This is a genomic window from Pseudomonas guariconensis (genome assembly GCF_900102675.1).
Lineage (GTDB): Bacteria > Pseudomonadota > Gammaproteobacteria > Pseudomonadales > Pseudomonadaceae > Aquipseudomonas > Aquipseudomonas guariconensis.
Window position 1 is genome coordinate 93,792 of sequence record NZ_FMYX01000009.1, and the last position, 25,681, is coordinate 119,472.

Genomic DNA, 25,681 nt, shown 5'->3' on the forward strand with positions numbered 1-25,681 from the left:
TTCCGTGGTCAGATCTTGAAGTTCGCCACCAAGCCGTTGAGTTCGATTGCAAGCTGGGACAACGCCTGGCTGGCCGCGCTGGTCTGGTTTGCGCCCGCGGAGGTCTGCATCGACAGGTCACGGATATTGACCAGGTTGCGATCGACTTCCCGGGCGACCTGAGCCTGCTCTTCTGAGGCGCTGGCGATCACCAGGTTGCGGTCGTTGATGGTGGACATGGACTGGGAGATAACCGTCAGGGCGTGGCCCGCCGCCTGGGCGATTTCCAGCGTACTGTTGGCGCGGCTTTCACTTGCGCGCATGGCATCGACCGCATGCGCAGTGCCGGAGCGGATGCCGCTGATCATCTGTTCGATCTCGCCGGTGGACTGCTGGGTGCGATGGGCGAGGGCGCGTACTTCGTCGGCTACCACCGCGAAGCCACGCCCGGCTTCGCCTGCCCGCGCCGCCTCGATCGCGGCGTTCAAGGCCAGTAGATTGGTCTGCTCGGCGATCTCACCGATCACCTCGAGCACGCGGTTGATCTCGTTGGCGCGGTGCGCCAGCTCGGCGATCTGCCCAGAGGTCGTGCTGACATCGCCCACCAGTTGCTGGAGCGAACCCAGTGCCTGTTCGACTTTCTCGCGGCCCTGGCGCGTGGTGCTGTCGGCGTCCTCGGAGGCCTGAGCAGTATTGACTGCATTGCTGGCCACTTCCTCGACGGCTGCGGTCATTTCGTTGACAGCGGTTGCGGCCTGTTCGATCTCCGCGCTCTGCTGGTGCAATCCACGGTTGGTATCTTCGGTCACCGCGTGCAGCTCTTCGGCCGCGGAGGCGAGCTGGTCGGAGGATTGAGCGATGTGCTGCAAGGTCTGGCGCAGGCTGTCCTGCATGTGCTTGAGCGATGCCAGCAATTGGCCCGGCTCGTCGCGCTCCTTGATACGGAGCTCTTGGGTCAGGTCGTTGCCGGCAATCCGCTGGGCGACCGCAATGGCATCCGCCAGCGGGCGCACGATGCTACGGGTCAGCAAGAACGAGCAGAGCAGCATCACGAGCAGGATGACCACCAAGGCTACGACGATGGCGAAGAACGCCTCGTAGTAAGCCTTTTCGCTGGCTTCGGCTGCGCGGTCGGCGCTGTCGGAGTTGAAGATTCGCAGGGCATTGAGGGCGGCCATCATGCTGTCGGCCTGAGGGGACAGCTCATGCTTGATGGTGTTCATGGTCGCCGCCTTGTCGCCCTGGGCTGCGAGGACCTTGTCCAGTATCGTCAGGTAGTTTGCGTATTCGCGGCTGAAGGCGGTGAAGAGGGCACGGTCTTCTTCGCTGTGGAGGGTTTTCTCGTATTCGGCCAACGCGCTGGAAACATCGCCCTTGAGCGATTCGATCCTGCGCACGTCTTCAACGTCTTGCTCGATGAAATTGCGCAGGGCCAGCGAACGTATCCGCCCCAGATGGTTGCTGATATCGCCGGTGGCCATCACACCGGGCAGCCAGTGCTGGCGGACTTGTTCGGCCGAGGCGTTCATGGATCGGGTTTGCAGGATGGCAGTCACGCCGATCGCCAGCGTCAACAAGGCGATGAGCGAGAAAATAAGCGCGCAGCGGCTTCCGATGGCGAGGGATCGTAAATTCATGGGGAGAGGCTCCACGGTCAAGAGGACGTCGCACTTCGAGCACGGTGTACCGTGGATTATCAAGCCATTGGGTGGGCGTGGCTTTTGCCCGGAGGGCCGCGTCTTTCGCTGGCGGGAAATTTTTGTTGGCGCAGACGCGCTCGCGAAGTATCCGCAGTTGAAGCGCGCAAAAGTGGCATGCGATAAAACGGCTGTACAGGCCTGCGTGATGGTGCGGGCCGGCTCTGTAATCGGCCGGTAGAGGAGGGAGTTTCATCGAGACGCTAAATCTTGCGCCAGACGTTCTCCAAGGGCAGCGTATCCTGGTCGTCGATGATGTCGACAATGAGCGGATGCTGCTCGCCGACTACCTGCAGCAGCAAGGTTGCCGCGTGTATCTGGCACGCAACGGCCAGGATGCATTCAAGAAGGTTCAGCTGATCAATCCGGACATCGTGTTGATGGATGTGCTGATGCCGGTTTGCGATGGCCTGACCTGTTGTCGAATGATGCAGGCCTCGGCATTGACCCGGCAGATCCCCGTGATCTTCCTGACAGGCGCGGGCATGCCTGACCAGCGGGTGCAAGGCCTGCTGTGCGGCGCGGTCGACTACATCGTCAAACCCTTCAGGCTGGAAGAGATCCGTCTGCGGCTGGTGATTCATCTTCGACGCAAACTGGACAACGCTTCGGTGAATGAGCATCAGGCCGCACCAGTGCGCAACCTCGACAACATACTGTTCCAGACCGCGCGCAACGTGTTGGTGAATGCGTTGAGCACGACCCCTGACCTGCACGAGCTGGCCGCGCAGGTGGGCACCAACAGCAAACGCCTGAACGAAGCCTTCCGCCAGTGCGCCGGGGTGACGGTGTTCGAATTCCTGCGAGAGGAACGCATGAAGGAGGCGTGCCGCCTGCTGTCCAACACCGGCCTTGCCTCCCAGGCGATCGCCCTGGAGGTGGGATTCACTAGCGGCGCCAGCTTCTCGACGGCGTTTCGCGACCGTTACGGGCTCTCGCCCAATCAGTTTCGCCAGTCGCGCGGCAACTTGGAGTCGGGCGATGTCGACTGACGCTCGTAGCGCATGCACGGTCTTTTTCGGGGCCTTGCTGTTGTTGCTGGCCTTCGGCTCGGTGGCGGTGTTCGATCAGCGCAGTTTCCACGCCCCGTTCCAAGCGCTCACTGGTAGTGCCCAAGTCTTCGAAGAGCCCCCCGGACAGGCCCTCGAAGCGCAGCAGGCCCTGCAACAGGCACGCTGGCGTCCAGCCAGCAAAGCGCTTCTGAGCGCGCCGCGTCGTCATTCCGCGCTCTGGCTGAGGCTCAAGGTCCAGGCACCGGACTTGCCGGTCACCGAGCGCTGGCTGGAAGTTGCGCCCTGGCGAGTCGGAGACATCGATCTCTACCAACTCGATGCCCGTACCGGCGAAGTGATCGACCATCAGCGCACCGGCCCTTCGCTGCCCATCGAGGCGCGGGCGATTCACAGTCAGCGGAATCTGCTGCCCATCACTTTCGTCGGCGCAACGCCGAGCGATCTGTTGATTCGGGTGCAAAGCGAACACAGGCCCACGCTGTCACTCAGGTTATGGGAGGCGGACGCCGTGCAGGCCCAGGACCGCCTCGAGCAGTTGCAGCATGCCGTGCTGTTCGGGTGTGTGCTGGCGCTGGTGGCGATCCTGCTACTGCGGCTGAAGCTGGCCTTCATGACACTTGCCCTGTGGCTGCTGGCAACCTTCGCCATGCAGGCCGAACAGGAAGGCTACCTGACTTTTCAGCTGTTCGATGGATTGCAATCCATGGGGCTGGCCCTGCGCACGACGTTCTGGCAAATCGCTCTGTTCAGCTTCCTGACCTCGGCGCTGCTATTGCTCGACCTTCGCCAGCGCCGGGCGTGGCGGTACTTCTATTGGCCGAGCGTGGTGCTCATAGGGGCGTTGGTCCTGAGCCAGGCATTGTGGGATAACAATACGCTGCGCACGCTCAGCGCCTACCTGAGCCTGACCGTGCTGCTGGCATGGCCTTTCTCGTTATCGCGCGTCGCCTTGCGCGGCAACCCCTATCGCCAGGTGCTGTTGGTGCTGTTCCTGCTCAGCTGGCTGGAAAGCCTGTGGTTCACCTTCAACTACACCTTTGCCATCAACTATGACGGGCTGTTCAACATCTCGGCCATGCTCATCCGGTTAGGCATCATTGTCGGCATCATTGGCTTGTTCGCCCTCGAGCAGCAGGTCAGGCGCAAGCAGATCGAGCAGGAGCTGCTCGAGAGCGAACGCCAGCAAAAGCACCGCTTGGAAAAGGCCGTGGCCCAGCGTACACGGGCGCTTCAGGCCGCCGTGGTCGAAGCCAACAACGCCAGCCAGGCAAAAATCGAATTTCTCGGTCGGGTCAGCCACGATCTGCGCTCGCCGCTGACCTCGATCATCGGCTACGCGCAACTGTTGCAAGCCGAAGGGGGTGCGATCACACGAAAGGCGGGGGTGATCTTCAAGAGCGCCAACCACATGCTGGCGCTGGTCAGCGACCTGATCGATTACGCCAAAGGCACCTCGGGACAAACCTTGCTCGTGGCGCCGGTGTACTTCCATGGTGTGCTGGACTCGGTGGTCATGGAGGCGCAAGTCCTGGCCCTGCGACGCAACAACAAATTCTCGTTCGACCTGTCTGGGGCTGTACCGCCCGTTGTGGAAGTCGATGCCAAGCGCCTGCGCCAGGTGTTGATCAATCTGCTGGACAACGCCGCCAAGTTCACCCGAGACGGCATGATCGGCCTGAAGGTGCGTGCGACGGATACACCGGGCAAGGCGAGCTGCGTGGACCTGCATTTTTGCGTGCACGACACCGGCCTTGGCATCGCCAAAGAAGACTTGCCGAACCTGTTTGCGCCTTTCTTTCGCAGCCACGCCCACGAAGTGGAGGGCAGTGGACTGGGCTTGGCCATCGTCGATCACTGGTTGGGGCTGATGGGCGCGAACGTTGAGGTCGACAGCGCCGTTGGAGAAGGGACGCGCATCGGGTTTTGCCTGACGGTCAATGTCGCTTGCGAGAGCCAGATCACCGAGCCGCAATGGCTGGATTTCTCGATTGCCGTACCGCCGGTCCTGGGGGAGGGGCGCACGGTGTGGGTGGTCGAAGACAACGACGACATCCGCAATTTGTTGGTAGATGAACTGCTCACTTGCGGGTTCGCTGTCCAGGCGGCGGTGGATGGCGAGGATTGCCTGGCACGGCTCGCCGCGACCGTTTCCCAGCCGCCAGCGTTGGTCCTGACCGATTACCTGATGCCCAAGCTCAACGGCGCGCAGTTGCTGCGAGCATTGCGCGAGCGTTGGCCCGCGCTGCCTGTGGTGTTGATTTCGGCGACCCAGCACAGCCAGCATCTGCCCAGCCCACCGCACCCCGCCTTCGACGCTGCGCTGATAAAGCCGGTCAATCTGGCGACATTGCGCCAGACGCTGGCGCAGCTACTGGGGCTGGGTTATCGCATGGAAGGCAGGGAGGAGGAGGTGCCGTGCGACCGGGTGCTGCTGATCCACCAATTGAGCAGCCTGGAGGCGCATCGTTTGCGGGAGTTACGTGTGTTGCTCGAGGCGGGGGCGGTCACGGACCTGTTCGAATGGGTGCAAGGTCTTCCGCAGGAGCTCGAGATGCTGGCGGCCCATATGTGTGCATTGGCTGAAGCCTGTGATCTGGATGCCGTGAGCGCGCTGCTCGAAGCCGTGCCCGCGACAAAACCGTGAGGTCGTGCAGGTTTCACGGGTAAACCGGACACCGAACCGATTCACCCGCGAAGCGGGCGCCACGCAGAAGGGCAGCGCCGACAAGGATCATTTCTTCAGGGCCTGGTACGACTTGACCATGTCCTGCGCCCAACCGTCGAGCACGGCCTTGGCATCTTTGGCCTGCATGACTTGCGATGAGTTCTCCAGCTCTGTGCCGGCGCCTTTGCGCACCACCTCGGCCACTACCTGGTTGTTGCTGCCATCGATGAAGGCCGCCTCGGTGGCGATGCTGGTGTCCTGGTCGCGAATGCCGGTGGCGGTGCTGATACCCGCGGCGATCAGGGCGATCGGGATCACTTCATACGGGCGCAGGCTCTTGGTGGAGGCGCTGACCGCAGTGATCGCCGGGCGCACGACCAACACGCCTGGGCCTGGGCTGGTGGCCAGCGGCAGGACCTTGGAGAAGTGTGATTTCAAGGTCTGGTCGTAGTACTGGGTGATGCCTTGAAGCGTGGACTGCGGAACCTTCTCGGTCGGCTGCGGCCGCGGATAGAGCTGGCTGGGCTCGATGTAGACGCTGCGGAAGGCGTTGACGTCGACGCCAGGCTTGATCCAGCGCATCACCGGCGCACCGGAGGGGGACTTTTCTTCCTTGAGGATGCTGTAGTCCTTCAAAAAGCCGGAATACTGATCGGACTCCACGTATTTGCTCGCGCAACCGGAGAGCAGTAGCGAGGACAGGCACAAGGTTGTAGCGAACGACTTCAAGTTCATTCAGGTTCTCCTTGGGACATTGGCAGTGCGCGGTGGCCTTGGTTTCGAGTTCGTGTGACGGTGTCGTGGAAACGCCAGGTCGCGCGCCCTCCAATGATATGTAGCGCACAGTTGCCGAAGTTGCCGGACAAAGTGTTGTCCGACAGTGCATTTGTCGGGTCAATGTCCTGTTGCTGAGTCAGATCAAGGTGTCGCTCATGCTAGAATCCGCCGCTTCGAATCAGGAGGTAGACGCGTGCGCAAACTGGCAGTGGTAATGGCAGTGCTGGCCCTGGCGGGCTGTGAGAACGAGGTCGAGGGTGTCCACAAACAGGTGGCCGAACACCTGCACAACCCCAAGACGGCCAAGTTCGCCAACGTGCGGATCGACACCCAGGGCTCGATCTGCGGCCAGGTGCGCGGCAAGGACGACGCCGGGCAGTACGAGGCGTACCGCAGTTATGTGGCGATCAAGCACGATGGCCAGTATGAAATCCTCGTCGATGACACCGGCAACAACCTGCGCATCCGTGAGGTCTGCGGCGGTGCCGAGCTGCAACGCCGCGCCGATGCCCTGGCTGACCAGCCGGCCCCGGAAGGCTGGGATGTGGAAGTGATCCAAGGGGCCAACATGGGCGCCTTGACCGACATGACTGCCCGCCTGATCGAAAAGGGCATCCCGTCCTCGGTCGAGTATCGCAATGGCAAGCCGGTGGTGTTGATGGGGCCATTCCCCACCAAGGCCGAGGCCGAGGCACGCAAGGCCGATGTCATGGCGCGCCTGGGCACGGACTCGATCGTCATCCAGCACGGCGCACAGCGCTAAGGCACGGGCCGCACAGCGGCTCCAGGGCGTCAAAAATGCATGTCCGGGGCGTGTGCGGCTATGCTTGCAGGGAAGCAGGTGGTTGAGGGGGAAAGGCCTCATGTCTACGCTGGAACGGGCCATTGCCGTCGCTGCCAGGGCGCATGAAGGGCAATACGACAAGGGTGGGGCGGCCTACATTCTCCACCCGTTGCGGGTGATGATGCGGGTTTCGACGCCCGAGCAGCGGATCGTCGCGGTGCTCCACGACGTGTTGGAGGACACCCCGCTGACCCTGTCGGACCTCGCGCGCGAAGGCTTCCCCCTGAAGATCCTCGCCGCCGTGCTGGCGTTGAGCCGGCGTGAAGGCGAGAGCTACGAAGCGTTCGTGGTGCGCCTTGGCGGCGACCCGCTGGCGCGGCAGGTCAAGCTGGCGGACCTGGCCGACAACAGTGACCTGTCGCGTATCCCATGCCCGGGCCCGGCGGACCTGGCCCGGCTTTGCCGCTACCAGCAGGCCAGCGCCTACCTGCAGACCCTCAACTGATCAGCCACAGGCCTGCATGTTCACCGGCCCGACGAAGTCGTTGCCATGGCCCATCACGCACGCCACCTGTTGGTTGCGCTGCAACTCCCAGGTCTGCGGTGGATAGGTCTTGTTCCAGGCCTCGAACAACTGCCGGTCTTGCTTGGACAGGCGCAGGTTGTACTGTTTGCTCATATAGAAGTAGGTGCGCGCGATCATCCCGCGGATCGACGGGCGCGGCATCACTTTCTTGGCCTTGAAGTCCACCTGGGTCAGGCAGCTGCCGTACTGGCCCTGTTGCTGCGGCAGCCAGCCGAAGCTGTAGTTGCTGCGGTCGCCATTGACCTCGCCGATGCTCGGTACCAAGTTGTGCAGGTCGGCTTCGGCGCGTTTGTACACCTCATCGTGGCGCGAGCAGTTCTTGCGTCCACCATTCTGCCAGCATTGGCGCTGATGGCCGATCTGCCAGGCAGGCACGATGTGTTCCCATTCGATGCGCGAAGCGCGTTGGGCATTCTTGCGCGGGGTGTAGCCGCAAGAGGCCAGGTCCACTTTGTTGCCTTTGTACTTGCAACCACAGTAGAACTCGGTGGATTGCGGTGCATACAGGCGCCAGGCGACCTTCTTGGCTTCCTGGAAGGTACGTGGGGCGTCGGCGTGGGCAGTGACAGCGGTGAACAGCAGGCACAGGCCTGCGAAAAGCGAAACTCTCATGCGCGGTCAGTCTTCCTTGGGCACAGTCCAGAAGATCTGCACGCCGCCGTCATCGCGGTGGGCGAGGGTGACGTTGTCGTTTTCGGCGATTTCCTCGAGCAGGGTTTCCCAGTCGTCGGGCGACTCGTGCTCCAGGCGGAAGATCAAGGCCGCGCGGCTGCGCTGGGCGATGGGGCTGTTGATGATCTTCTGGATGCGCAGACCCAGTTGTTCGTAGGTGCTAGGGGATGCTGCAGAGGTACTGGCCACGGGGCTTTTCCTTGTTTTGCTGTATGCGCATACAGTATTTCACTGTAAGGCATTTCGCAACAGCGTGTAAGGCGAAAGCGTCTATGACCGCAGGGATGGAATTGGTTCACTCACGGGTGAATGCAGTTGCGGGTAAGCCCGCTCCTCCCACGTCCGCTCTGGACCCTGTGGGAGCGGGTTTACCCGCGAAGGGGCCGGCTCATACAACGCGCCGGCCCGACGTCATGGCAACGAATCAATACTCCCAGAAGATCCGCTGCAGCTCCTTGCTGTCCTGGGTCTTGGTCATCGCCACCATCGCCAGGATCCGCGCCTTCTGCGGATTCAGGTCATGGGCCACGACCCAGTCGTTCTTGTCGTCAGGCTGTTCGGCGTTGCGCAGCACGAAACCACCCTGATTGACGTGGGACGAACGAATGATCTGAACACCGTTCTTGCGCAGCTCTTGCAGGGCTGGCACCACCCGCGACGATACCGAGCCATTGCCAGTGCCGGCGTGGATCAGAGCCTTGGCGCCATTTTGCGCCAGCGCCTTGTAAGCGGTGTCGGTCACGTTGCCGTAGCCATAGGCGATGTCCACCTGGGGCAGGGCGCTGATTTGCTTGATGTCGAACTCCGAGTTGACGGTATGGCGCTTGGCCGGCAGGCGGAACCAGTAGGACTTGCCTTCGACCACCATGCCCATCGGGCCCCAGGCGCTCTTGAACGCTTCGGTCTTGATGTTGACCGACTTGCTCACGTCACGGCCGGACTGGATCTCATCATTCATGGTCACCAGCACCCCTTTACCGCGGGACTGCTTGTCGCTGGCTACTGCTACGGCGTTGTACAGGTTGAGCATGCCGTCGGCGGACATCGCAGTACCTGGACGCATGGAGCCGACGACCACGATTGGCTTGTCGGTCTTCTCCACCAGGTTGAGGAAATAGGCGGTTTCTTCGAGGGTATCGGTGCCGTGGGTGATGACGATGCCGTCGACATCCTTGCTGTCGGCCAACTCCGCGACGCGTTTGCCAAGCTTGAGCAGGTCGTCGTTGCTGATGCTCTCGGAGGCGATCTGCATCACCTGCTCGCCGCGCACGTTGGCCAAGGTGGCCAGCTCCGGTACGCCGGCGATGAGTTTGTCGACACCGAGCTTGGCGGCCTGGTAGGTGGCGCTGTTGGCGGCGCTGGCACCGGCGCCGGCGATGGTGCCGCCGGTGGCGAGGATGACCACGTTGGCCAGCTTCTGCTGTTGCTCGGCTTCCTTGGCGCTAAGGCCGGTCGGCAGGATCAGCAACAGGGCGAGGGCGCTTGGGGCGAAGGTTTTCACTGCAGCATTCATGTTTTTATTTTCTCTCTTCCAAATGAGACGGTTGGCTGTGTCGCGCCCTAGAGCAGGCAGGTTTCGTACCAGCGGGGGCCGTGGCCCCAGCAAGGGCTGGATGAGGCCGTGATCAGGGCGCGTTACGACAAACCTGTGAGACTGGTTCGGGCTGCATGACAGCCTGTTCCGTTCGGTATCCCGAATGAGAGTAGGAAAAGGTGTTCGGTTTTTCGGAAATTTTTCGGATAATCCCGACGTACGCGGCTTGGGCAAAACCGCGTGAGGGATTTGACAAAAGCAGGTCTTGTTTCCATAGTTAGGCAACGCAAACGTTTGCGATCCGATAAAAAACACAAGATTCGGAGTCAAATTCATGAAATTGCCATTCCCTGGCCGCTTGCTGGCCCTGGCTGTCTTCTCCACGCTTGCCCTCTCGCTCCCCGTGTCCGCCGCCCAGGCCCAGGACAAACCCAAGGTCGCCCTGGTCATGAAATCCCTGGCCAACGAGTTCTTCCTGACCATGGAAGACGGCGCCAAGACCTACCAGAAAACCCACGCTGATGATTTCGACTTGGTGGCCAATGGCATCAAGGACGAATCCGATACTGGCAACCAGATCCGCATCGTCGAGCAGATGATCGTCTCCGGCGTCAACGCCCTGGTCATCGCTCCGGCCGACTCCAAAGCCCTGGTGCCGGTGATCAAGAAGGCCATGGACGCGGGCATCACTGTGGTCAACATCGACAACCGCCTCGACCCCGACGTGCTCAAGAGCAAAGGCCTGAGCGTGCCCTTCGTCGGCCCCGACAACCGCAAGGGCGCACGTTTGGTCGGCGACTACCTGGCCCAGCAGAAGCTCAAGGCCGGGGACCAGGTCGGTATCATCGAAGGCGTGCCGACCACCACCAACGCCCAGCAGCGCACCGCAGGCTTCAAGGACGCCATGGAAGCTGCGCAGATGAACGTGGTCTCGGTGCAGTCGGGCAACTGGGAGATCGACAAGGGCAACGCCGTCGCCGCCGCCATGCTCAACGAATACCCCGATCTCAAGGCATTGCTGGCCGGCAACGACAGCATGGCCCTGGGCGCTGTGTCGGCGGTGCGGGCGGCAGGCAAGACCGGCCAGGTGCAAGTGGTTGGGTACGACAACATCCGCGCCATCAAGCCCATGCTCAAAGACGGCCGCGTGCTTGCCACCCTCGAGCAGCATGGCGCCGACCAGGCAGTGTTCGGCATCCAGGCGGCCTTGCAGATGCTCAAGGGCGAAAAGCCTGCGGTGGATGCCGACAACGTCATCCAGACCCCGGTTGAACTGGTTACCAAATGATGATGCGGCATCGCGGCGCCGGTTTCGCCGGTAGGACCGCACCCACAGGTACAGCAGGGTTTTCCAGGCCTGCGCAAGGTCTGTTGGCACCGGCTCATCCGCGAGGAGGCCAGCACAGCCAATACAAGACCGCTGCGTTCCCTGGGGCGGGGTGTCTGCCATGAAAGAAGCGAATGAGGTCACCCTTGCCGTCAGCGGCCTGGGCAAGACTTACACCCAGCCGGTGCTCGGCGATGTGACGCTGGAGCTGCGCGCCGGCGAAGTGCTGGCGCTCACCGGCGAGAACGGCGCGGGCAAGAGCACGCTGTCCAAGCTGATCAGCGGCCTGGAAACGCCCACCACAGGGCAGATGCGTTATCGCGGCGAGCCCTACGCGCCCGGCAGTCGCAGCGCGGCCGAGCGCCTGGGCGTGCGCATGGTGATGCAGGAGCTCAACCTGCTGCCCACCCTGACCGTGGCCGAGAACCTGTTCCTCGACAACCTGCCCAGCCGCGCCGGTTGGATCAGTCAGAAACGCCTGCGCCAACTGGCTACCGCCGCCATGGCCCAGGTCGGCCTGGATGCCATCGACCCGGACACCCCGGTCGGCGAGTTGGGCATCGGCCATCAGCAGATGGTGGAGATCGCCCGCAACCTCATTGGCGATTGCCATGTGCTGATCTTCGACGAGCCCACGGCGATGCTCACCGCTCGCGAAGTGGAGCTGCTGTTCACTCAGATCGAACGCCTACGCCAGCGCGGCGTGGCCATCGTCTATATCTCCCATCGCCTGGAAGAGCTGCAGCGCGTGGCCCAGCGCATCGCCGTGCTGCGCGATGGCAAGTTGGTGTGCGTCGAGCCGATCCAGCGCTACAGCAGCGCCGAGCTGGTCAACCTCATGGTCGGTCGCGAGCTGGGCGAGCATATCGACCTCGGTCGTCGCGAGATCGGCCAGACGCTGCTCAAGGTCAACAAGCTAAGCCGTGGCGACAAGGTGCGCGAGGTGTCGTTCGAGGTCAGTGCAGGGGAGATCTTCGGTATTTCCGGCCTGATCGGCGCCGGACGCACTGAGCTGTTGCGCCTGATCTACGGCGCAGACCGCGCCGACAGCGGGCAGATCGAACTTGGCCAGCCCTTGCAGCCGGTCACCCTCGATTCGCCCAAGGCGGCGGTGCGCGCGGGCATCGCGTTGATCACCGAGGACCGCAAGGGCGAAGGCCTGCTGCTCACTCAATCGATCAGCGCCAATATTGCCCTGGGCAACCTGGAGGCGGTGTCCCGCGCGGGCATACTCGACGCCGAAGCCGAGCGCGCCCAGGCGCTGCGCCAGATCAATGCCATGCGCATCCGCAGCGCCAGCCCGGCCCAGGCCGTGGGCGAGCTTTCCGGCGGCAACCAGCAGAAAGTGGTGATCGGCCGCTGGCTGGAGCGCAACTGCCAGGTGCTGTTGTTCGACGAGCCGACCCGGGGCATCGATGTCGGCGCCAAGTTCGACATCTATGGCCTGCTGGCCGAGCTGGCGCGCCAGGGCAAGGCCTTGGTGGTGGTGTCCAGCGACCTGCGCGAGCTGATGCTGATCTGCGATCGCATCGCTGTGCTCTCGGCGGGCCGGCTGATCGACACCTTCGACCGCGAGCGCTGGAGCCAGGATCAACTGCTCGCCGCCGCCTTCGCCGGCTATCAGAAACGTGACGCACTGCTGCATGAAGCAGCTCCCAGGATGGACCCATGAAGACCACACCCCTCGACACCCCGGGCCGCGCCCCCGCGCGCCGCAGCGCCAATTACTTCGGCCTGGGTACCTACCTGGGCCTGGCCGGCGCCTTGCTGGCGATGATCGTGCTGTTCTCGTTCTTGAGCAGCCACTTTTTGTCCTACGCCACCTTCAGTACCCTGGCCAACCAGATCCCGGACCTCATGGTGCTGGCGGTGGGCATGACCTTCGTGCTGATCATCGGCGGCATCGACCTGTCGGTGGGCTCGGTGTTGGCCCTGGCCGCCTCGGCGGTCAGCGTGGCGATCCTGGGCTGGGGCTGGAGCCCGTTGCCTGCGGCGTTGCTGGGCATGGCCGTGGCGGCGCTGGCCGGCAGCGTCACCGGTGGCATCACCGTGGCCTGGCGCATCCCATCGTTCATCGTGTCCTTGGGCGTGCTGGAGATGGCCCGAGGCCTGGCTTACCAGTTCACCGACTCGCGCACCGCCTACATCGGCGATGCCTTCGCCTGGTTCTCCAACCCCATCGCCTTCGGTATTTCGCCAGCCTTCATCATCGCCTTGCTGGTCATCGTCGTCGCCCAGTTGGCGCTGACCCGCACGGTGTTCGGCCGCTACCTGATCGGCATCGGCACCAATGAGGAGGCCGTGCGCCTGGCTGGCATCGACCCGCGCCCCTACAAGGTGCTGGTGTTCGCCTTGATGGGGCTGCTCGCGGGCCTGGCCGCGCTGTTCCAGATCTCCCGCCTGGAAGCCGCCGACCCCAATGCCGGCGCTGGCCTGGAGCTGCAGGTCATCGCCGCCGTGGTCATCGGCGGCACCAGCCTGATGGGCGGGCGCGGCTCGGTCATCAGCACTTTCTTCGGTGTGCTGATCATCTCTGTGTTGGCCGCGGGGCTGGCGCAGATCGGTGCCTCCGAACCCACCAAACGCATCATCACCGGGGCGGTCATCGTGATCGCCGTGGTGCTCGACACTTACCGGAGCCGGCGCGCAGGCCGGCGGAACTGAACCCATGGCAACCATCAAAGACGTCGCGGCATTGGCAGGTATTTCCTATACCACCGTGTCCCATGTACTGAACAAGACCCGCCCGGTCAGCGAGCATGTGCGCCTGAAGGTCGAGGCGGCCATCGCCGAGCTCGACTACGTGCCCAGCGCCGTGGCCCGTTCGCTCAAGGCCCGCAGCACCGCCACCATCGGCCTGCTGGTGCCCAACAGCGTCAACCCGTACTTCGCCGAGTTGGCCCGGGGTATCGAGGACGGCTGCGAGCGCAATGGCTATTGCGTGATCCTCTGCAACTCCGACGACAACCCGCAAAAGCAGCGCAGCTACCTGCGGGTGTTGCTGGAAAAGCGCATCGACGGCCTGATCGTCGCCTCGGTCGGCCAGGACAGCGACCTGCTGGAAAGCCTGGCCTGCGTGCGCACGCCGATGGTCATCGTCGACCGCGCCCTGGATGGCATCGACGCCGACCTGGTACGCATCGACCACGAACAGGGTGGCTACCTCGCCACCCGGCACCTGCTGGACCTGGGCCACCGTGACATCGCCTGCATCGGCGGGCCGGCCGACTCAGGGCCTGCCCAGTTACGCCTGGCGGGCTACCGTCGGGCCATGGCCGAGCAGGGCGTGGCGGAGGGTGAAAATCGCATTCTGCACAGTGACTTCAGCAGCCCCGGTGGCTACGACGCCGCGGTGCACCTGCTCGACGGCCCGCGGCCCACGGCGATCTTCGCCGGCAACGACATGATCGGTTTTGGCGTGTTGCGTGCGGCGGCCGAGCGCAACATCCACGTGCCGGGCGAGTTGTCGGTGGTCGGCTTCGACGACATCGAGCTCAGCCGCTATGTGTACCCGCCGTTGACCACGGTCGGCCAGTCGATCCGCGAGCTGGGCGAAAGCGCCGCGCAGCTGCTGCTCTCGCGCATCGCCACCCCCCGCAGCGGCGGCGTGGAGCAGCGCATCGTCGCCCCGCGCATCGTGCTGCGTGAATCCACCGGGCCGCGCCCGGACCTGTTCAATGATTACCGCTAAGGAGTGACCATGAGCGCCAAGGTCGTGGTGGTCGGCAGTCTCAACATGGACTTGGTGGCCCGCACCCAGCGTTTGCCCCGGCCCGGCGAGACGCTGGCCGGCGACAGCTTCTTCACCGTGCCCGGCGGCAAGGGTGCCAACCAGGCGGTGGCCGTGGCTCGGCTTGGGGCCAGCGTGGCCATGGTCGGCAACGTGGGCGACGACGCCTATGGCCAGCAACTGCGCAAGGCCCTGGAGCATGAGGGCATCGATTGCCAAGCGGTGGGCGTATGCCCAGGCGTCTCCAGCGGCGTGGCGCTGATCATGGTCGATGCCGCCAGCCAGAACTCCATCGTCATCATCCCCGGCGGCAACGGCCAGCTGACGCCGGCGTCCGTGCAGCGTTACGACGCTCTGTTGCAAGCGGCCGAGGTGATCATCTGCCAGCTGGAAGTGCCCATGACCACGGTGGCCTGGACGCTGGCCCGTGGGCGTGAACTGGGTAAGACAGTGATCCTCAACCCCGCGCCTGCCACCGGCCCGCTGCCGTCGGACTGGTTCGCCGATATCGATTACCTCACGCCCAACGAGAGCGAGGCCGAAGCCTTGACCGGGCTGCCGGTGACCGACATCGACAGTGCACGCCGCGCCGGTGAACGGCTGTTGCAGCTGGGCGCGGGCAAGGTGATCGTCACGCTGGGGGCGCAGGGTGCGTTGTTCGTCAGCCCTGCGGATAGCCGGCATTTTCCCGCCCCGGTGGTCAAGCCCGTGGATACCACCGCGGCAGGGGATACCTTCATCGGCGGCTTCGCTGCCGGCCTGGTGCGTGGATTGGAGGAGGGCGAGGCCATCGCCTTCGGCCAGCGGGCCGCGGCGTTGTCGGTGACCCGCGTGGGCGCCCAGCCTTCGATTCCCTATTTGGCGGAGCTTGCGCCATGAAGAAGACCGGATTGTTGAACGTGGCGTTGTCCAGGGTGGTCGCCGGGCTGGGCCATGGTGACATCCTGGTGATCGGCGATGCCGGGCTGCCGGTGCCGCCGGGCGTAGAACTGATCGATCTGGCCGTGACCCCCGGTGTGCCGGATTTCGCCAGTGTGTTGCAGGCGGTGCTGGAGGAGATGCAAGTGGAGCGGCATGTGCTGGCCGAGCAGATGCTCGAGGTAGCGCCGCCAGCCTTGGCGCAGGTACAGGGGCTGCAAGGACAGCTGGGCGTGCGCGAGCTGCTGAGCCATCAAGCGTTCAAAGAGTTGTGCCGCCAGGCCAAGGCCGTGGTGCGAACCGGGGAGTGCAAACCCTACAGCAACATCGCGCTAGTGGCGGGTGTCACGTTCTGAGGTCAAGGCCCACTCGCGGGTAAACCCGGTCCTGCGCCGAACCCTGTGGGAGCGGGTTTACCCACGAAAGGCCGCAACGCGGCCCCACTATCGAAGGCAACAAGGAGTGCCCTATGTTCAAACACCTCCTCAAAGGAGTCGTCCTCATGTCAGCCGTGGCCACCACCTCCCTCCAGGCCGCTACGCGGGATGTGATCATCGACACCGACCCGGGTGCCGACGACGTCGTCGCGCTGCTGCTCGCCATGGCCTCGCCCGAGGACTTGAACATCCGCGCCATCACCACCGTGGCCGGCAACGTGCGTCTGGACAAGACCTCACGCAACGCTCGCCTCGCGCGGGAATGGGCTGGGCGCGAAGACATCCCGGTCTACGCCGGGGCAGGGCGCCCGCTGGTGCGCAAGCCGATCTACGCTGACGATATCCATGGTCGGGAGGGCCTGGAAGGGGTGAAGGTCCACGAGCCCAAACAGGGCCTGGCCCAGGGCAATGCCGTGCAGTACCTGGTCGATACGCTGTCCCACGCCGAGCCTCACAGCATCACCCTGGCCATGCTCGGTCCGCAGACCAACCTGGCCCTGGCGTTGATCCAGAAGCCCGAGATCGCCAAAGGCATCAAGGAAGTGGTGGTAATGGGTGGTGCTCACTTCAATGGCGGCAACATCACCCCGGTGGCCGAGTTCAACCTCTACGCCGACCCCCATGCTGCGCAGGTGGTGCTGGCCAGCGGCGTCAAGCTGACCTATGTGCCCCTGGACCTGACCCACAAGGTGATCACCAGTGAAGCGCGCTTCAAGCAGTTGGCAGCCATCAACAATCAGGCCAGCCAGCGTGTGGTGGATATCCTCGACGCCTACGTCAAGCACGACATGGACCTGTACGGGATGCCCGGAGGCCCGGTGCACGATGCCAGTGTCATCGCCTACCTGATCAAGCCCGAGCTGTTCAGCGGCAGGCGGGCCCACCTGGAGGTCGACAGCCGTGAAGGCCCGACCTTTGGCCAGACCGTCGTTGACTGGTACGCGGTGCTCAAGCGTCCGGCCAATGTGCTGTGGCTGAACGAGGGCGATGCCCAGGGTTTCTTCGACCTGCTCAGCGAGCGCTTGGCTCGATTGCAATAGCGGCGTGCGGGGCGTAGCGCTCGAACACCTGCTCGATGAAGCTGCGCGCTGCTTCGCTGCCGCGGTCGCGGACCAACAAGTCGATGGCGATCAGCAGCAGTTCTTCAGGGGTGCTGGGGCTGTAGGCGCTCTGGCCCTCGGCCCATTTGACCTTGATGTCGGCGTCGATGCTGTGGCTGCTCATGGGAGGCTCTCGTGGCAAGCCTGGGCTAAGGGTCGAACACCGGACCCTGGCGTTCGAAGGGAGGCGTGCTGCGCTCCGGTTGTTGCAGTAAATCATGCCTTTGCATTCGTCGCACGACCGCTGGCGAATAAACCGCCAGGCGTACGGCGCAAAATCCAGTCACGATTCCCTTTCGCCATCAGGGGCCGGTTCAGGCAGACTTGCCCGGTTTTGCAACAAAAGTTGAGCGGAGCTGTCGCATGAGACAGTTCCCATGATGATTAGGAGGATTCATGTTCCGTACCCGTGCTTACCTGGCGACCTTGCTGGCGGCTGCAGTCCTGGCAGGTTGCAGCACAGGCGGTTCTTCCAGCGGTGGCGACAAGGCCCCAGGCACCTCGGCCGATAACGGCGGTCGCTGCGAGGCCAGCGGTGCCGACTTCACCATCGGCAAACAGGCCACCCCGGCGCTGCTGGAGCAGGCACGCAAGGCCAGCGGTTCGCAACTGGCACGTATCCTCAAGCCCCACGATGTAATCACCCTGGAATACCGCTCCGAGCGGCTGAACCTGAACGTCGATGACAAAGGCGTGGTGACCCGCGTTAACTGCGGTTGAGGTTTCGCCTGCGACAAAAGCGAACACCCACAAAAAACCCGCCATGAAGGCGGGTTTTTTGTATTCGTATCCGAATTACTCCGGACGAACCTGCGCAGCCTGCATGCCCTTCTGACCGCGTTCGGCAACGAAGGAAACGGACTGGCCTTCTTTCAGGCTCTTGAAGCCGTCGGTTTCGATGGCCTTGAAGTGTACGAACAGGTCGTCGCCGCCGCCTGCTGGGGTGATGAAGCCGTAGCCTTTTTCATCATTGAACCATTTGACGGTGCCGTTTTGGCGATTGGACATGGGGTGAATCTCCAGAAACATGGTTTTTTTTTCGAGGTGCGATGTTGCCGAGGCTACGCAGCACCGGCGACATCATAGTCTAATTCTGCGTATCTAGCGCCTGTTACCTTCGCAGGATACTGATCCACGGCAAATAATGCGTGCATCGCCCCGCAAAAAGGCTCAGCTCTTAGGTGCGCAGGCCTGACGTACCACGGTTTGCGCCCGCTGCATCAGCTTGGCGTCGACACCGTCCTTGCTGTCCAGGTCTTCGATTTCCGCCTTGGTGAAGTTCTTCTCGATCGCATCAGCGCCGCACTTGCAGTGCTGGTCCGCCGTTTTCGCATCGACACCTTGAGCCGACGCCACCTGGACGCACTGCTCCATGTAGGCGCCTTTCTTGCCGGCAGGCCACTCGGCATGTGCCGCCAGGGGCAGCAGCAGGGCGCTGGCGGCGGTCAGGGCCAGAAGAGACTGAAGTCGCATAACCACACACTCCTTGGGTTGGATCTCATCAAGAGTAGGATGCTTCAGAAACTCTGAGGTGGAATTTTCCGAACAAGTTCACCCAGACGGCTTAATTTCCAAATATTTCTGCCTGCCGCCCAAGCCGCGTGCTAGCATGCTCGGCTTGCAGCTGCACCCTGGCAGCTGTTTTCCATTTTTCTTTCCAGTCACTCTGGTTCGTCCCTGGTTGGCCGAAAGGCTCCTGCCACTGTGAGGCAGGCTTTCCCGCGGGAAAGGCAGGTCGGATCTTGTACTGGCTCATCCCAACCCATGTGACCTTTGGTAGGGGTCACCACTAGGAGAGGAGGCGCCATGCCCGTAATTACTCTTCCCGATGGCAGTCAACGTACGTTCGACAAGGCCGTCACCGTTGCCGAAGTCGCCGCCTCCATTGGCGCGGGCCTCGCCAAGGCCACGCTGGCCGGCAAGGTCGATGGCAAGCTGGTCGACGCCTGCGACCTGATCGAGAACGACGCCACGCTGCAGATCATCACCCCTAAAGATGAAGAGGGACTGGAGATCATCCGTCACTCGTGCGCCCACCTGGTCGGCCACGCAGTGAAACAGCTGTACCCGACCGCCAAGATGGTGATCGGCCCGGTGATCGACGAAGGCTTCTACTACGACATCGCCTACGAGCGCCCCTTCACCCCAGAAGACATGGCCGCCATCGAACAGCGCATGCAACAGCTGATCGACAAGGACTACGACGTCATCAAGAAGATGACCCCGCGCGCCGAAGTCATCGACGTGTTCAAGAGCCGTGGCGAAGACTACAAGCTGCGCCTGGTCGAGGACATGCCGGACGAACAGGCCATGGGCCTGTACTACCACGAAGAATACGTCGACATGTGCCGTGGCCCGCACGTGCCGAACACCCGTTTCCTCAAGGCCTTCAAGCTGACCAAGCTGTCTGGCGCCTACTGGCGCGGCGATGCCAAGAACGAGCAGCTGCAGCGCGTGTACGGCACCGCCTGGGCTGACAAGAAGCAACTGGCTGCCTACATCCAGCGCATCGAAGAAGCCGAAAAGCGCGACCACCGCAAGATCGGCAAGCAGCTGGATCTCTTCCACCTGCAGGAAGAAGCCCCGGGCATGGTCTTCTGGCACCCGGCCGGTTGGACCGTCTATCAGGTGCTCGAGCAGTACATGCGCGGCGTGCAGCGCGAAAACGGCTACCTGGAGATCAAGACGCCGCAGGTCGTCGACCGCATCCTCTGGGAGCGTTCCGGCCACTGGTCCAACTACGCCGAGAACATGTTCACCACTTCGTCGGAAAGTCGCGATTTCGCGGTAAAACCGATGAACTGCCCGTGCCACGTACAGGTGTTCAACCAAGGCCTGAAGTCCTACCGTGACCTGCCGCTGCGCCTGGCCGAGTTCGGTGCCTGCCACCGTAACGAGCCGTCCGGCGCCTTGCACGGCATCATGCGTGTGCGTGGCTTCACCCAGGACGACGCCCACATCTTCTGCACCGAAGATCAGGTGAAGAAAGAAGCGGCCGACTTCATCAAGCTCACCCTGGATGTCTACAAGGACTTCGGTTTCACCGACATCGCCATGAAGCTCTCGACCCGTCCCGCTAAGCGCGTGGGCTCCGAAGAGCTGTGGGACCGCGCCGAAGGCGCCCTGGCCGATGCGCTGAACGAGTCGGGCCTGGAGTGGGAATACCAGCCGGGCGAGGGCGCTTTCTACGGTCCGAAGATCGAATTCACCCTACGTGACTGCCTGGGCCGTAACTGGCAGTGCGGCACCCTGCAGTACGATCCGAACCTGCCGGAGCGTCTGGATGCCAGCTATATCGCCGAAGATAACAACCGTAAGCGCCCAGTCATGCTGCACCGTGCGATCCTCGGTTCCTTCGAGCGTTTCATCGGCATGCTGATCGAGCACTACGCGGGCGTATTCCCGGCGTGGCTGGCCCCGACCCAGGCGGTGATCATGAACATCACCGACAAGCAGGCCGATTTCGCACTCGAAGTGGAAAAATCCCTCAATGGGGCTGGTTTCCGTGCCAAGTCCGACTTGAGAAATGAGAAGATCGGCTTTAAAATCCGCGAGCATACTTTGCTCAAGGTCCCATACCTTCTGGTTATAGGGGACCGCGAAGTCGAAACGCAGACCGTTGCAGTGCGTACCCGTGATGGCAAAGACCTGGGCTCCATGCCCGTCTCCCAATTCACCCAACTGCTCGCTGATGCCGTGGCTCAGCGCGGTCGCCTAGAATCGGAGTAATGACTATTAAGCGTGAAATGAGAAACGATAAACGAACTGCACCGAAAGCCCCGATCAACGAGAATATCTCGGCACGCGAGGTTCGGTTAATTGGCGCTGACGGCGAGCAGATTGGCATCGTCTCGATTGATGAAGCGCTGCGTATCGCTGATGAAGCGAAGCTGGATCTGGTGGAGATCTCTGCAGACGCGCAACCGCCTGTCTGCAAGGTCATGGACTACGGCAAGCACCTCTTCGAAAAGAAGAAGCAGGCCAACGAAGCCAAGAAAAACCAGAAGCAGATCCAGATCAAAGAAATCAAGTTTCGTCCAGGGACGGAAGAAGGGGATTACCAGGTAAAACTACGCAACCTGGTACGTTTCCTTAGCGATGGGGACAAGGCCAAGATCTCTCTGAGATTCCGCGGCCGTGAGATGGCCCACCAGGAGCTGGGCATGGAGCTGTTGAAGCGGGTCGAAGCTGACCTCGCCGAATACGGCACCGTTGAGCAGCATCCGAAGATGGAAGGACGCCAGCTTATGATGGTCATCGCCCCCAAAAAGAAGAAGTAATCTCCCGGGCACGGCAGGCCTGATGATTATGTGTAATTTTATCGAATGCGGAGTTCCAACATGCCAAAAATGAAAACCAAGAGCGGTGCTGCGAAGCGTTTCCTGAAAACCGCTTCCGGCTTCAAGCACAAGCACGCTTTCAAGAGCCACATCCTGACCAAAATGTCGACCAAGCGTAAGCGTCAACTGCGCGGTGCCAGCCTGCTGCACCCGTCTGACGTGGCAAAAGTCGAGCGCATGCTGCGCGTACGTTAATTCTGGTCAACGATAGAGGAAGTTACTCATGGCTCGTGTAAAGCGTGGCGTCATCGCTCGTAAGCGTCACAAGAAAATTCTGAAACTGGCTAAAGGCTACTACGGTGCACGCTCGCGCGTATTCCGCGTTGCCAAGCAGGCTGTCATCAAGGCTGGCCAATACGCCTACCGTGACCGTCGCCAGAAGAAGCGTCAGTTCCGCGCTCTGTGGATCGCTCGTATCAACGCCGGTGCCCGCACCAACGGTCTGTCCTACAGCCGTCTGATCGCTGGCCTGAAGAAAGCGTCGATCGAAATCGACCGCAAGGTTCTGGCCGACCTGGCAGTGAACGAAAAAGCGGCGTTTGCTGCGATTGTCGAGAAAGCTAAAGCCGTCCTGGCTTAAGTACCCACGACAATCATCCGGCGGCGCTTTGCGTCGTCGGGTGTAAAACGTCATCGATAGGGGAAGAGCCTTCAAAAGCTCTTCCCCTATTTTCGTATCTGGAGTCTGTACATGGAAAACCTGGACGCGCTGGTTGCCCAAGCCCTCGAGGCCGTGGAACGCGCTGAAGACATCACTACCCTGGAACAGATCCGGGTCCAATACCTCGGCAAGAAAGGCGAGCTGACCCAGGTGATGAAGACCCTGGGCAACCTGCCAGCCGAAGAGCGCCCGAAAGTCGGCGCGCTGATCAACGACGCCAAAGAGCGCGTCACCGACGTGCTCAACGCACGCAAGGCTGCCTTCGAAGAAGCCGAGCTCAACGCTCGCCTGGCCGCCGAATGCATCGACGTGACCCTGCCAGGCCGTGGCCAGACCACCGGCGGGCTGCACCCGATCACCCGTACCCTCGAGCGCATCGAGCAGTTCTTCACCCACATCGGCTACGGCATCGCCGAAGGCCCTGAGGTCGAAGACGACTACCACAACTTCGAAGCGCTCAACATCCCCGGCCATCACCCGGCCCGGGCGATGCACGACACCTTCTACTTCAATGCCAACATGCTGCTGCGCACCCACACTTCGCCTGTGCAGGTGCGGACCATGGAGTCCAGCCAGCCGCCGATCCGCATTGTCTGCCCGGGCCGCGTCTATCGCTGCGACTCGGACATTACCCACTCGCCGATGTTCCACCAGGTCGAAGGCCTGCTGGTCGATCGCGGCATCAACTTCGCCGACCTCAAGGGCACCATCGAAGAGTTCCTGCGCGTGTTCTTCGAAAAAGAACTGGCGGTACGCTTCCGTCCGTCGTTCTTCCCCTTCACCGAGCCTTCGGCTGAAGTCGACATCCAGTGCGTGATGTGCTCCGGCAATGGCTGCCGCGTGTGCAAGCAGACCGGCTGGCTCGAAGTCATGGGTTGCGGCATGGTCCACCCGAACGTGCTGCGCATGTCCGGCATCGACCCGGAAGAGTTCCAAGGCTTCGCCTTCGGCATGGGCGCCGAGCGCCTGGCCATGCTGCGCTATGGCGTCAACGATTTGCGTCTGTTCTTCGACAACGACCTGCGGTTCCTCGCCCAATTCCGCTAGGCCCAATCGACGCACTTTCTAGGAGAACAGCATGAAATTCAGTGAACAGTGGCTGCGCGGTTGGGTAAACCCGCAAGTCTCCCGTGACGAACTGGTCGCCCGCCTGTCCATGGCCGGCCTTGAAGTCGACAGCGTGACCCCCGCTGCCGGCCAGTTCAGCGGCATCGTGGTGGGCGAGATCCTCGCCACCGAACAACACCCGGACGCCGACAAGCTGCGCGTGTGCCAGGTGAGCAACGGCCAGGAAACCTTCCAGGTCGTCTGCGGCGCTCCGAACGCGCGCCCAGGCATCAAGATCCCGTTCGCCATGATCGGTGCCGAACTGCCGGGCGACTTCAAGATCAAGAAGGCCAAGCTGCGCGGCGTCGAGTCCTTCGGCATGCTGTGCTCGGCCGCCGAGCTGCAGATCAGCGAAGAGAACGACGGCCTGCTGGAACTGGCGGCTGACGCCCCGGTCGGCGAAGACATTCGCCAGTACCTGAACCTGGACGACGCCAGCATCGAAATCGGCCTGACCCCGAACCGCGGCGACTGCCTGTCCATCGCAGGCCTGGCCCGCGACGTCAGCGCCCTGTACGACGTGCCGGTCACCCGTCCTCAAGTGCCTGCCGTTGCCCCGGCCCACGACGAAGTGCGCCCGGTTGAAGTCTGCGCGCCGGCGGCCTGCCCACGGTACCTGGGCCGCGTCATCCGCAACGTCGACCTGAGCAAGCCGACCCCGCTGTGGATGGTCGAGCGCCTGCGCCGTAGCGACGTGCGCAGCATCGACGCCGCTGTCGACATCACCAACTACGTGATGCTCGAACTCGGCCAGCCGATGCACGCCTTCGACCTCGCCGAAATCAACGGCGGCATCCGCGTACGCATGGCCGAGGAGGGCGAGAAGCTCGTCCTGCTGGACGGCCAGGAAGTCGCGCTGCGTGCCGACACCCTGGTCATCGCCGACCACACCCGCGCCCTGGCCATCGCCGGCGTCATGGGTGGCGAACACAGCGGCGTGAATACCGAGAAGACCCGCGATCTGTTCTTGGAAAGCGCCTTCTTCGAGCCGATTTCCGTCGCAGGCAAGGCCCGTTCCTACGGTCTGCACACCGATGCCTCGCACCGCTACGAGCGCGGCGTCGATTCGCAACTGGCCCGTGAAGCCATGGAGCGCGCCACCGCCCTGGTCCTCGAGATCGTCGGCGGCGAAGCCGGCCCCATCGTCGAGGCCGTGAGCGAGCAGCACCTGCCGAAGGTCGCGCCAGTCACCCTGCGCGCCGAGCGTATCAACCAGATGCTTGGCATGGACATGGACGCTGCCCAGGTCGAGCAACTGCTCAACGCCCTGGAGCTGAAAACCAGCGCTGATGGGGCAGGGCAGTGGACTGTCGAAGTCCCAAGCCACCGCTTCGACATCAGCCTCGAAGTCGACCTGATCGAAGAGCTGGCCCGCCTGTACGGCTACAACAACCTGCCGGTCCGCTACCCGCAAGCCCGCCTGGCTCCGCAGACCCGCCCGGAAGCCCGTGGCGAGCTGCCGACCCTGCGCCGCCTGCTGGTCGCCCGCGGCTATCAGGAAGCGATCACCTACAGCTTCATCGACCCGAAACTGTTCGAGCTGTTCACCCCGGGCGTCGAGCCGCTGCTGCTGGCCAACCCTATCTCCAGCGACATGGCCGCCATGCGCGCGTCCCTGTGGCCGGGCCTGGTCAAGGCGCTGCAGCACAACCTCAACCGCCAGCAGGACCGCGTACGCCTGTTCGAAAGCGGCCTGCGCTTCGTCGGCCAGCTGGGCGACCTCAAGCAGCAGCCGATGATCGCCGGCGTCGCCACGGGCAGTCGCCTGCCGGAAGGCTGGGCGAACGGCCGTGACAGCCTCGACTTCTTCGACGTGAAAGCCGACGTGGAAGCCCTGCTGGGCTACTCGGGCGCCCTGGACGACTTCACGTTCGTCGCCGGCAAGCACCCAGCCCTGCACCCTGGCCAGACCGCCCGCATCGAGCGCGACGGCAAGGAAGTCGGCTACATCGGCGCTATCCACCCAGAGCTCGCCAAGACCCTGGGCCTGGAGCGTCCGGTGTTCGTCTTCGAGCTGGTACTGGGTGAGGTGGTCGAAGGCCGCCTGCCGAAATTCAGCGAACTGTCCAAGTTCCCAGAAGTGAGGCGTGACCTGGCTTTGATCGCAGGACGTGATGTTGCTTCTAGCTCCGTGCTTGAAGTAATTCGTGACAATGCGGGCGAATGGCTCACAGACCTCAGGCTGTTTGACGTCTACCAAGGTAAAGGCATTGATCCTGATAGAAAAAGCCTGGCCGTCGGCTTGACCTGGCAGCATCCATCGCGCACTCTTAACGACGATGAGGTGAACACTACCCTGCAAAACATCCTCACCTCGCTTGAACAAAGGTTGAACACCACGTTAAGGAAATAGC

26 protein-coding genes are annotated in these 25,681 nt (G+C 62.6%); 18 read left to right on the forward strand and 8 right to left on the reverse strand.

The window, feature by feature from the left end; translation table 11 throughout:
- Nucleotides 1–8 precede the first annotated feature (8 nt).
- Nucleotides 9–1,616, reverse strand: coding sequence for a methyl-accepting chemotaxis protein (locus tag BLS27_RS16010; RefSeq protein ID WP_090345605.1), 1,608 nt, complete (start codon nucleotides 1,614–1,616; stop codon nucleotides 9–11).
- Between the two features lie 302 nt (nucleotides 1,617–1,918).
- Here BLS27_RS16010 and BLS27_RS16020 point away from each other — a divergent pair, with 302 nt between their 5' ends.
- Together BLS27_RS16020 and BLS27_RS16025 are read left to right on the forward strand one after the other, a co-directional pair.
- On the forward strand, nucleotides 1,919–2,668 hold the full coding sequence (locus tag BLS27_RS16020) for a response regulator transcription factor (RefSeq protein WP_269475583.1): 750 nt from the start codon (nucleotides 1,919–1,921) through the stop codon (nucleotides 2,666–2,668).
- Nucleotides 2,658–5,333, forward strand: a complete 2,676-nt coding sequence (locus tag BLS27_RS16025) for a hybrid sensor histidine kinase/response regulator (protein WP_090345611.1) — start codon at nucleotides 2,658–2,660, stop codon at nucleotides 5,331–5,333. The genes BLS27_RS16020 and BLS27_RS16025 overlap by 11 nt, the downstream gene beginning before the upstream one ends.
- 87 nt (nucleotides 5,334–5,420) lie before the next feature.
- Here BLS27_RS16025 and BLS27_RS16030 read toward each other — a convergent pair whose 3' ends face one another.
- Entirely contained in the window at nucleotides 5,421–6,089 is a 669-nt protein-coding gene (locus BLS27_RS16030) for a DUF3313 domain-containing protein (protein WP_070571886.1), read from the reverse strand.
- 235 nt (nucleotides 6,090–6,324) lie between these two features.
- Here BLS27_RS16030 and BLS27_RS16035 point away from each other — a divergent pair, with 235 nt between their 5' ends.
- Nucleotides 6,325–6,894: an SPOR domain-containing protein gene (locus BLS27_RS16035; protein WP_043214818.1), complete on the forward strand. Its 570-nt coding sequence runs from the start codon at nucleotides 6,325–6,327 to the stop codon at nucleotides 6,892–6,894.
- Between the two features lie 100 nt (nucleotides 6,895–6,994).
- Entirely contained in the window at nucleotides 6,995–7,420 is a 426-nt protein-coding gene (locus tag BLS27_RS16040; RefSeq protein ID WP_043214816.1) for a GTP pyrophosphokinase, read from the forward strand.
- Here BLS27_RS16040 and BLS27_RS16045 read toward each other — a convergent pair whose 3' ends face one another.
- The 3 genes from BLS27_RS16045 to BLS27_RS16055 form a co-directional block, all read right to left on the reverse strand.
- Entirely contained in the window at nucleotides 7,421–8,113 is a 693-nt protein-coding gene (locus tag BLS27_RS16045) for an endonuclease (protein WP_070571888.1), read from the reverse strand.
- A gap of 6 nt (nucleotides 8,114–8,119) precedes the next feature.
- A complete protein-coding gene (locus BLS27_RS16050) occupies nucleotides 8,120–8,362 on the reverse strand; it encodes a DUF1654 domain-containing protein (protein ID WP_043214811.1) in 243 nt (80 codons plus the stop codon).
- Nucleotides 8,363–8,597: 235 nt separating this feature from the next.
- Nucleotides 8,598–9,686 (reverse strand): asparaginase, encoded by a 1,089-nt coding sequence (locus BLS27_RS16055; RefSeq protein ID WP_043214809.1) that lies wholly within the window; start codon nucleotides 9,684–9,686, stop codon nucleotides 8,598–8,600.
- A gap of 355 nt (nucleotides 9,687–10,041) precedes the next feature.
- Here BLS27_RS16055 and BLS27_RS16060 point away from each other — a divergent pair, with 355 nt between their 5' ends.
- From BLS27_RS16060 to BLS27_RS16090, 7 genes are all read left to right on the forward strand, one after another.
- Nucleotides 10,042–10,995 (forward strand): sugar ABC transporter substrate-binding protein, encoded by a 954-nt coding sequence (locus tag BLS27_RS16060; protein ID WP_090345613.1) that lies wholly within the window; start codon nucleotides 10,042–10,044, stop codon nucleotides 10,993–10,995.
- 160 nt (nucleotides 10,996–11,155) lie between these two features.
- Complete coding sequence (locus BLS27_RS16065; protein WP_090345615.1) at nucleotides 11,156–12,706, forward strand: sugar ABC transporter ATP-binding protein; 1,551 nt, start codon at nucleotides 11,156–11,158, stop codon at nucleotides 12,704–12,706.
- Nucleotides 12,703–13,698: an ABC transporter permease gene (locus tag BLS27_RS16070; protein WP_090345617.1), complete on the forward strand. Its 996-nt coding sequence runs from the start codon at nucleotides 12,703–12,705 to the stop codon at nucleotides 13,696–13,698. The genes BLS27_RS16065 and BLS27_RS16070 overlap by 4 nt, the downstream gene beginning before the upstream one ends.
- A gap of 4 nt (nucleotides 13,699–13,702) precedes the next feature.
- Complete coding sequence (locus BLS27_RS16075) at nucleotides 13,703–14,725, forward strand: LacI family DNA-binding transcriptional regulator (RefSeq protein WP_043214798.1); 1,023 nt, start codon at nucleotides 13,703–13,705, stop codon at nucleotides 14,723–14,725.
- A 9-nt stretch (nucleotides 14,726–14,734) separates the two neighbouring features.
- Complete coding sequence (rbsK, locus tag BLS27_RS16080; RefSeq protein WP_090345620.1) at nucleotides 14,735–15,643, forward strand: ribokinase; 909 nt, start codon at nucleotides 14,735–14,737, stop codon at nucleotides 15,641–15,643.
- The gene (rbsD, locus tag BLS27_RS16085) at nucleotides 15,640–16,038 is read left to right on the forward strand and encodes a D-ribose pyranase (protein WP_090345621.1); all 399 of its coding nucleotides are present in this window, start codon (nucleotides 15,640–15,642) and stop codon (nucleotides 16,036–16,038) included. The genes rbsK and rbsD overlap by 4 nt, the downstream gene beginning before the upstream one ends.
- A 113-nt stretch (nucleotides 16,039–16,151) precedes the next feature.
- The gene (locus BLS27_RS16090) at nucleotides 16,152–17,159 is read left to right on the forward strand and encodes a nucleoside hydrolase (RefSeq protein WP_090345623.1); all 1,008 of its coding nucleotides are present in this window, start codon (nucleotides 16,152–16,154) and stop codon (nucleotides 17,157–17,159) included.
- On the opposite strand, the gene BLS27_RS16095 is transcribed toward BLS27_RS16090, so the two are convergent.
- On the reverse strand, nucleotides 17,131–17,343 hold the full coding sequence (locus BLS27_RS16095) for a hypothetical protein (RefSeq protein WP_043214792.1): 213 nt from the start codon (nucleotides 17,341–17,343) through the stop codon (nucleotides 17,131–17,133). The genes BLS27_RS16090 and BLS27_RS16095 overlap by 29 nt on opposite strands.
- Before the next feature lie 272 nt (nucleotides 17,344–17,615).
- Here BLS27_RS16095 and BLS27_RS16100 point away from each other — a divergent pair, with 272 nt between their 5' ends.
- A complete protein-coding gene (locus BLS27_RS16100; RefSeq protein ID WP_070571896.1) occupies nucleotides 17,616–17,939 on the forward strand; it encodes an I78 family peptidase inhibitor in 324 nt (107 codons plus the stop codon).
- A 75-nt stretch (nucleotides 17,940–18,014) separates the two neighbouring features.
- On the opposite strand, the gene BLS27_RS16105 is transcribed toward BLS27_RS16100, so the two are convergent.
- Both BLS27_RS16105 and BLS27_RS16110 read right to left on the reverse strand, forming a co-directional pair.
- Nucleotides 18,015–18,227, reverse strand: a complete 213-nt coding sequence (locus BLS27_RS16105; protein WP_070091905.1) for a cold-shock protein — start codon at nucleotides 18,225–18,227, stop codon at nucleotides 18,015–18,017.
- A 162-nt stretch (nucleotides 18,228–18,389) separates the two neighbouring features.
- Nucleotides 18,390–18,692: a hypothetical protein gene (locus BLS27_RS16110; RefSeq protein ID WP_043215857.1), complete on the reverse strand. Its 303-nt coding sequence runs from the start codon at nucleotides 18,690–18,692 to the stop codon at nucleotides 18,390–18,392.
- Nucleotides 18,693–19,025: 333 nt separating this feature from the next.
- On the opposite strand from BLS27_RS16110, the gene thrS reads away from it, so the two are divergent.
- From thrS to pheT, 6 genes are all read left to right on the forward strand, one after another.
- Nucleotides 19,026–20,948, forward strand: a complete 1,923-nt coding sequence (thrS, locus tag BLS27_RS16115; RefSeq protein ID WP_043215858.1) for a threonine--tRNA ligase — start codon at nucleotides 19,026–19,028, stop codon at nucleotides 20,946–20,948.
- Entirely contained in the window at nucleotides 20,948–21,499 is a 552-nt protein-coding gene (infC, locus tag BLS27_RS16120; RefSeq protein WP_170831750.1) for a translation initiation factor IF-3, read from the forward strand. Before thrS ends, infC begins: the two co-directional genes overlap by 1 nt.
- 60 nt (nucleotides 21,500–21,559) lie before the next feature.
- Nucleotides 21,560–21,754 carry a 50S ribosomal protein L35 gene (gene rpmI, locus BLS27_RS16125; protein ID WP_003250667.1) on the forward strand — a complete coding sequence of 65 codons (195 nt, stop codon included), beginning with the start codon at nucleotides 21,560–21,562 and terminating at the stop codon, nucleotides 21,752–21,754.
- Between the two features lie 28 nt (nucleotides 21,755–21,782).
- Nucleotides 21,783–22,139, forward strand: a complete 357-nt coding sequence (gene rplT, locus BLS27_RS16130) for a 50S ribosomal protein L20 (protein WP_003250671.1) — start codon at nucleotides 21,783–21,785, stop codon at nucleotides 22,137–22,139.
- Nucleotides 22,140–22,250: 111 nt separating this feature from the next.
- Entirely contained in the window at nucleotides 22,251–23,267 is a 1,017-nt protein-coding gene (pheS, locus tag BLS27_RS16135) for a phenylalanine--tRNA ligase subunit alpha (RefSeq protein ID WP_043215859.1), read from the forward strand.
- A 31-nt stretch (nucleotides 23,268–23,298) separates the two neighbouring features.
- Nucleotides 23,299–25,680, forward strand: coding sequence for a phenylalanine--tRNA ligase subunit beta (gene pheT / locus BLS27_RS16140; protein ID WP_090345625.1), 2,382 nt, complete (start codon nucleotides 23,299–23,301; stop codon nucleotides 25,678–25,680).
- The last annotated feature ends 1 nt before the right edge of the window (nucleotide 25,681 follow it).

Bases quoted from the DNA above. Each gene is read 5' to 3' on its own strand.
- pheT (WP_090345625.1), top strand. From the start codon at position 23,299: ATGAAATTCAGTGAACAGTGGCTGCGCGGTTGGGTAAACCCGCAAGTC.
- BLS27_RS16100 (WP_070571896.1), top strand. From the start codon at position 17,616: ATGTTCCGTACCCGTGCTTACCTGGCGACCTTGCTGGCGGCTGCAGTC.
- BLS27_RS16105 (WP_070091905.1), bottom strand. From the start codon at position 18,227: ATGTCCAATCGCCAAAACGGCACCGTCAAATGGTTCAATGATGAAAAA.
- thrS (WP_043215858.1), top strand. From the start codon at position 19,026: ATGCCCGTAATTACTCTTCCCGATGGCAGTCAACGTACGTTCGACAAG.
- BLS27_RS16075 (WP_043214798.1), top strand. From the start codon at position 13,703: ATGGCAACCATCAAAGACGTCGCGGCATTGGCAGGTATTTCCTATACC.
- BLS27_RS16055 (WP_043214809.1), bottom strand. From the start codon at position 9,686: ATGAATGCTGCAGTGAAAACCTTCGCCCCAAGCGCCCTCGCCCTGTTG.
- rbsK (WP_090345620.1), top strand. From the start codon at position 14,735: ATGAGCGCCAAGGTCGTGGTGGTCGGCAGTCTCAACATGGACTTGGTG.
- rpmI (WP_003250667.1), top strand. From the start codon at position 21,560: ATGCCAAAAATGAAAACCAAGAGCGGTGCTGCGAAGCGTTTCCTGAAA.
- BLS27_RS16090 (WP_090345623.1), top strand. From the start codon at position 16,152: ATGTTCAAACACCTCCTCAAAGGAGTCGTCCTCATGTCAGCCGTGGCC.
- pheS (WP_043215859.1), top strand. From the start codon at position 22,251: ATGGAAAACCTGGACGCGCTGGTTGCCCAAGCCCTCGAGGCCGTGGAA.
- BLS27_RS16070 (WP_090345617.1), top strand. From the start codon at position 12,703: ATGAAGACCACACCCCTCGACACCCCGGGCCGCGCCCCCGCGCGCCGC.
- BLS27_RS16045 (WP_070571888.1), bottom strand. From the start codon at position 8,113: ATGAGAGTTTCGCTTTTCGCAGGCCTGTGCCTGCTGTTCACCGCTGTC.
- rbsD (WP_090345621.1), top strand. From the start codon at position 15,640: ATGAAGAAGACCGGATTGTTGAACGTGGCGTTGTCCAGGGTGGTCGCC.
- BLS27_RS16110 (WP_043215857.1), bottom strand. From the start codon at position 18,692: ATGCGACTTCAGTCTCTTCTGGCCCTGACCGCCGCCAGCGCCCTGCTG.
- BLS27_RS16025 (WP_090345611.1), top strand. From the start codon at position 2,658: ATGTCGACTGACGCTCGTAGCGCATGCACGGTCTTTTTCGGGGCCTTG.
- BLS27_RS16065 (WP_090345615.1), top strand. From the start codon at position 11,156: ATGAAAGAAGCGAATGAGGTCACCCTTGCCGTCAGCGGCCTGGGCAAG.
- BLS27_RS16060 (WP_090345613.1), top strand. From the start codon at position 10,042: ATGAAATTGCCATTCCCTGGCCGCTTGCTGGCCCTGGCTGTCTTCTCC.
- BLS27_RS16040 (WP_043214816.1), top strand. From the start codon at position 6,995: ATGTCTACGCTGGAACGGGCCATTGCCGTCGCTGCCAGGGCGCATGAA.
- rplT (WP_003250671.1), top strand. From the start codon at position 21,783: ATGGCTCGTGTAAAGCGTGGCGTCATCGCTCGTAAGCGTCACAAGAAA.
- BLS27_RS16010 (WP_090345605.1), bottom strand. From the start codon at position 1,616: ATGAATTTACGATCCCTCGCCATCGGAAGCCGCTGCGCGCTTATTTTC.
- BLS27_RS16030 (WP_070571886.1), bottom strand. From the start codon at position 6,089: ATGAACTTGAAGTCGTTCGCTACAACCTTGTGCCTGTCCTCGCTACTG.
- BLS27_RS16095 (WP_043214792.1), bottom strand. From the start codon at position 17,343: ATGAGCAGCCACAGCATCGACGCCGACATCAAGGTCAAATGGGCCGAG.
- infC (WP_170831750.1), top strand. From the start codon at position 20,948: ATGACTATTAAGCGTGAAATGAGAAACGATAAACGAACTGCACCGAAA.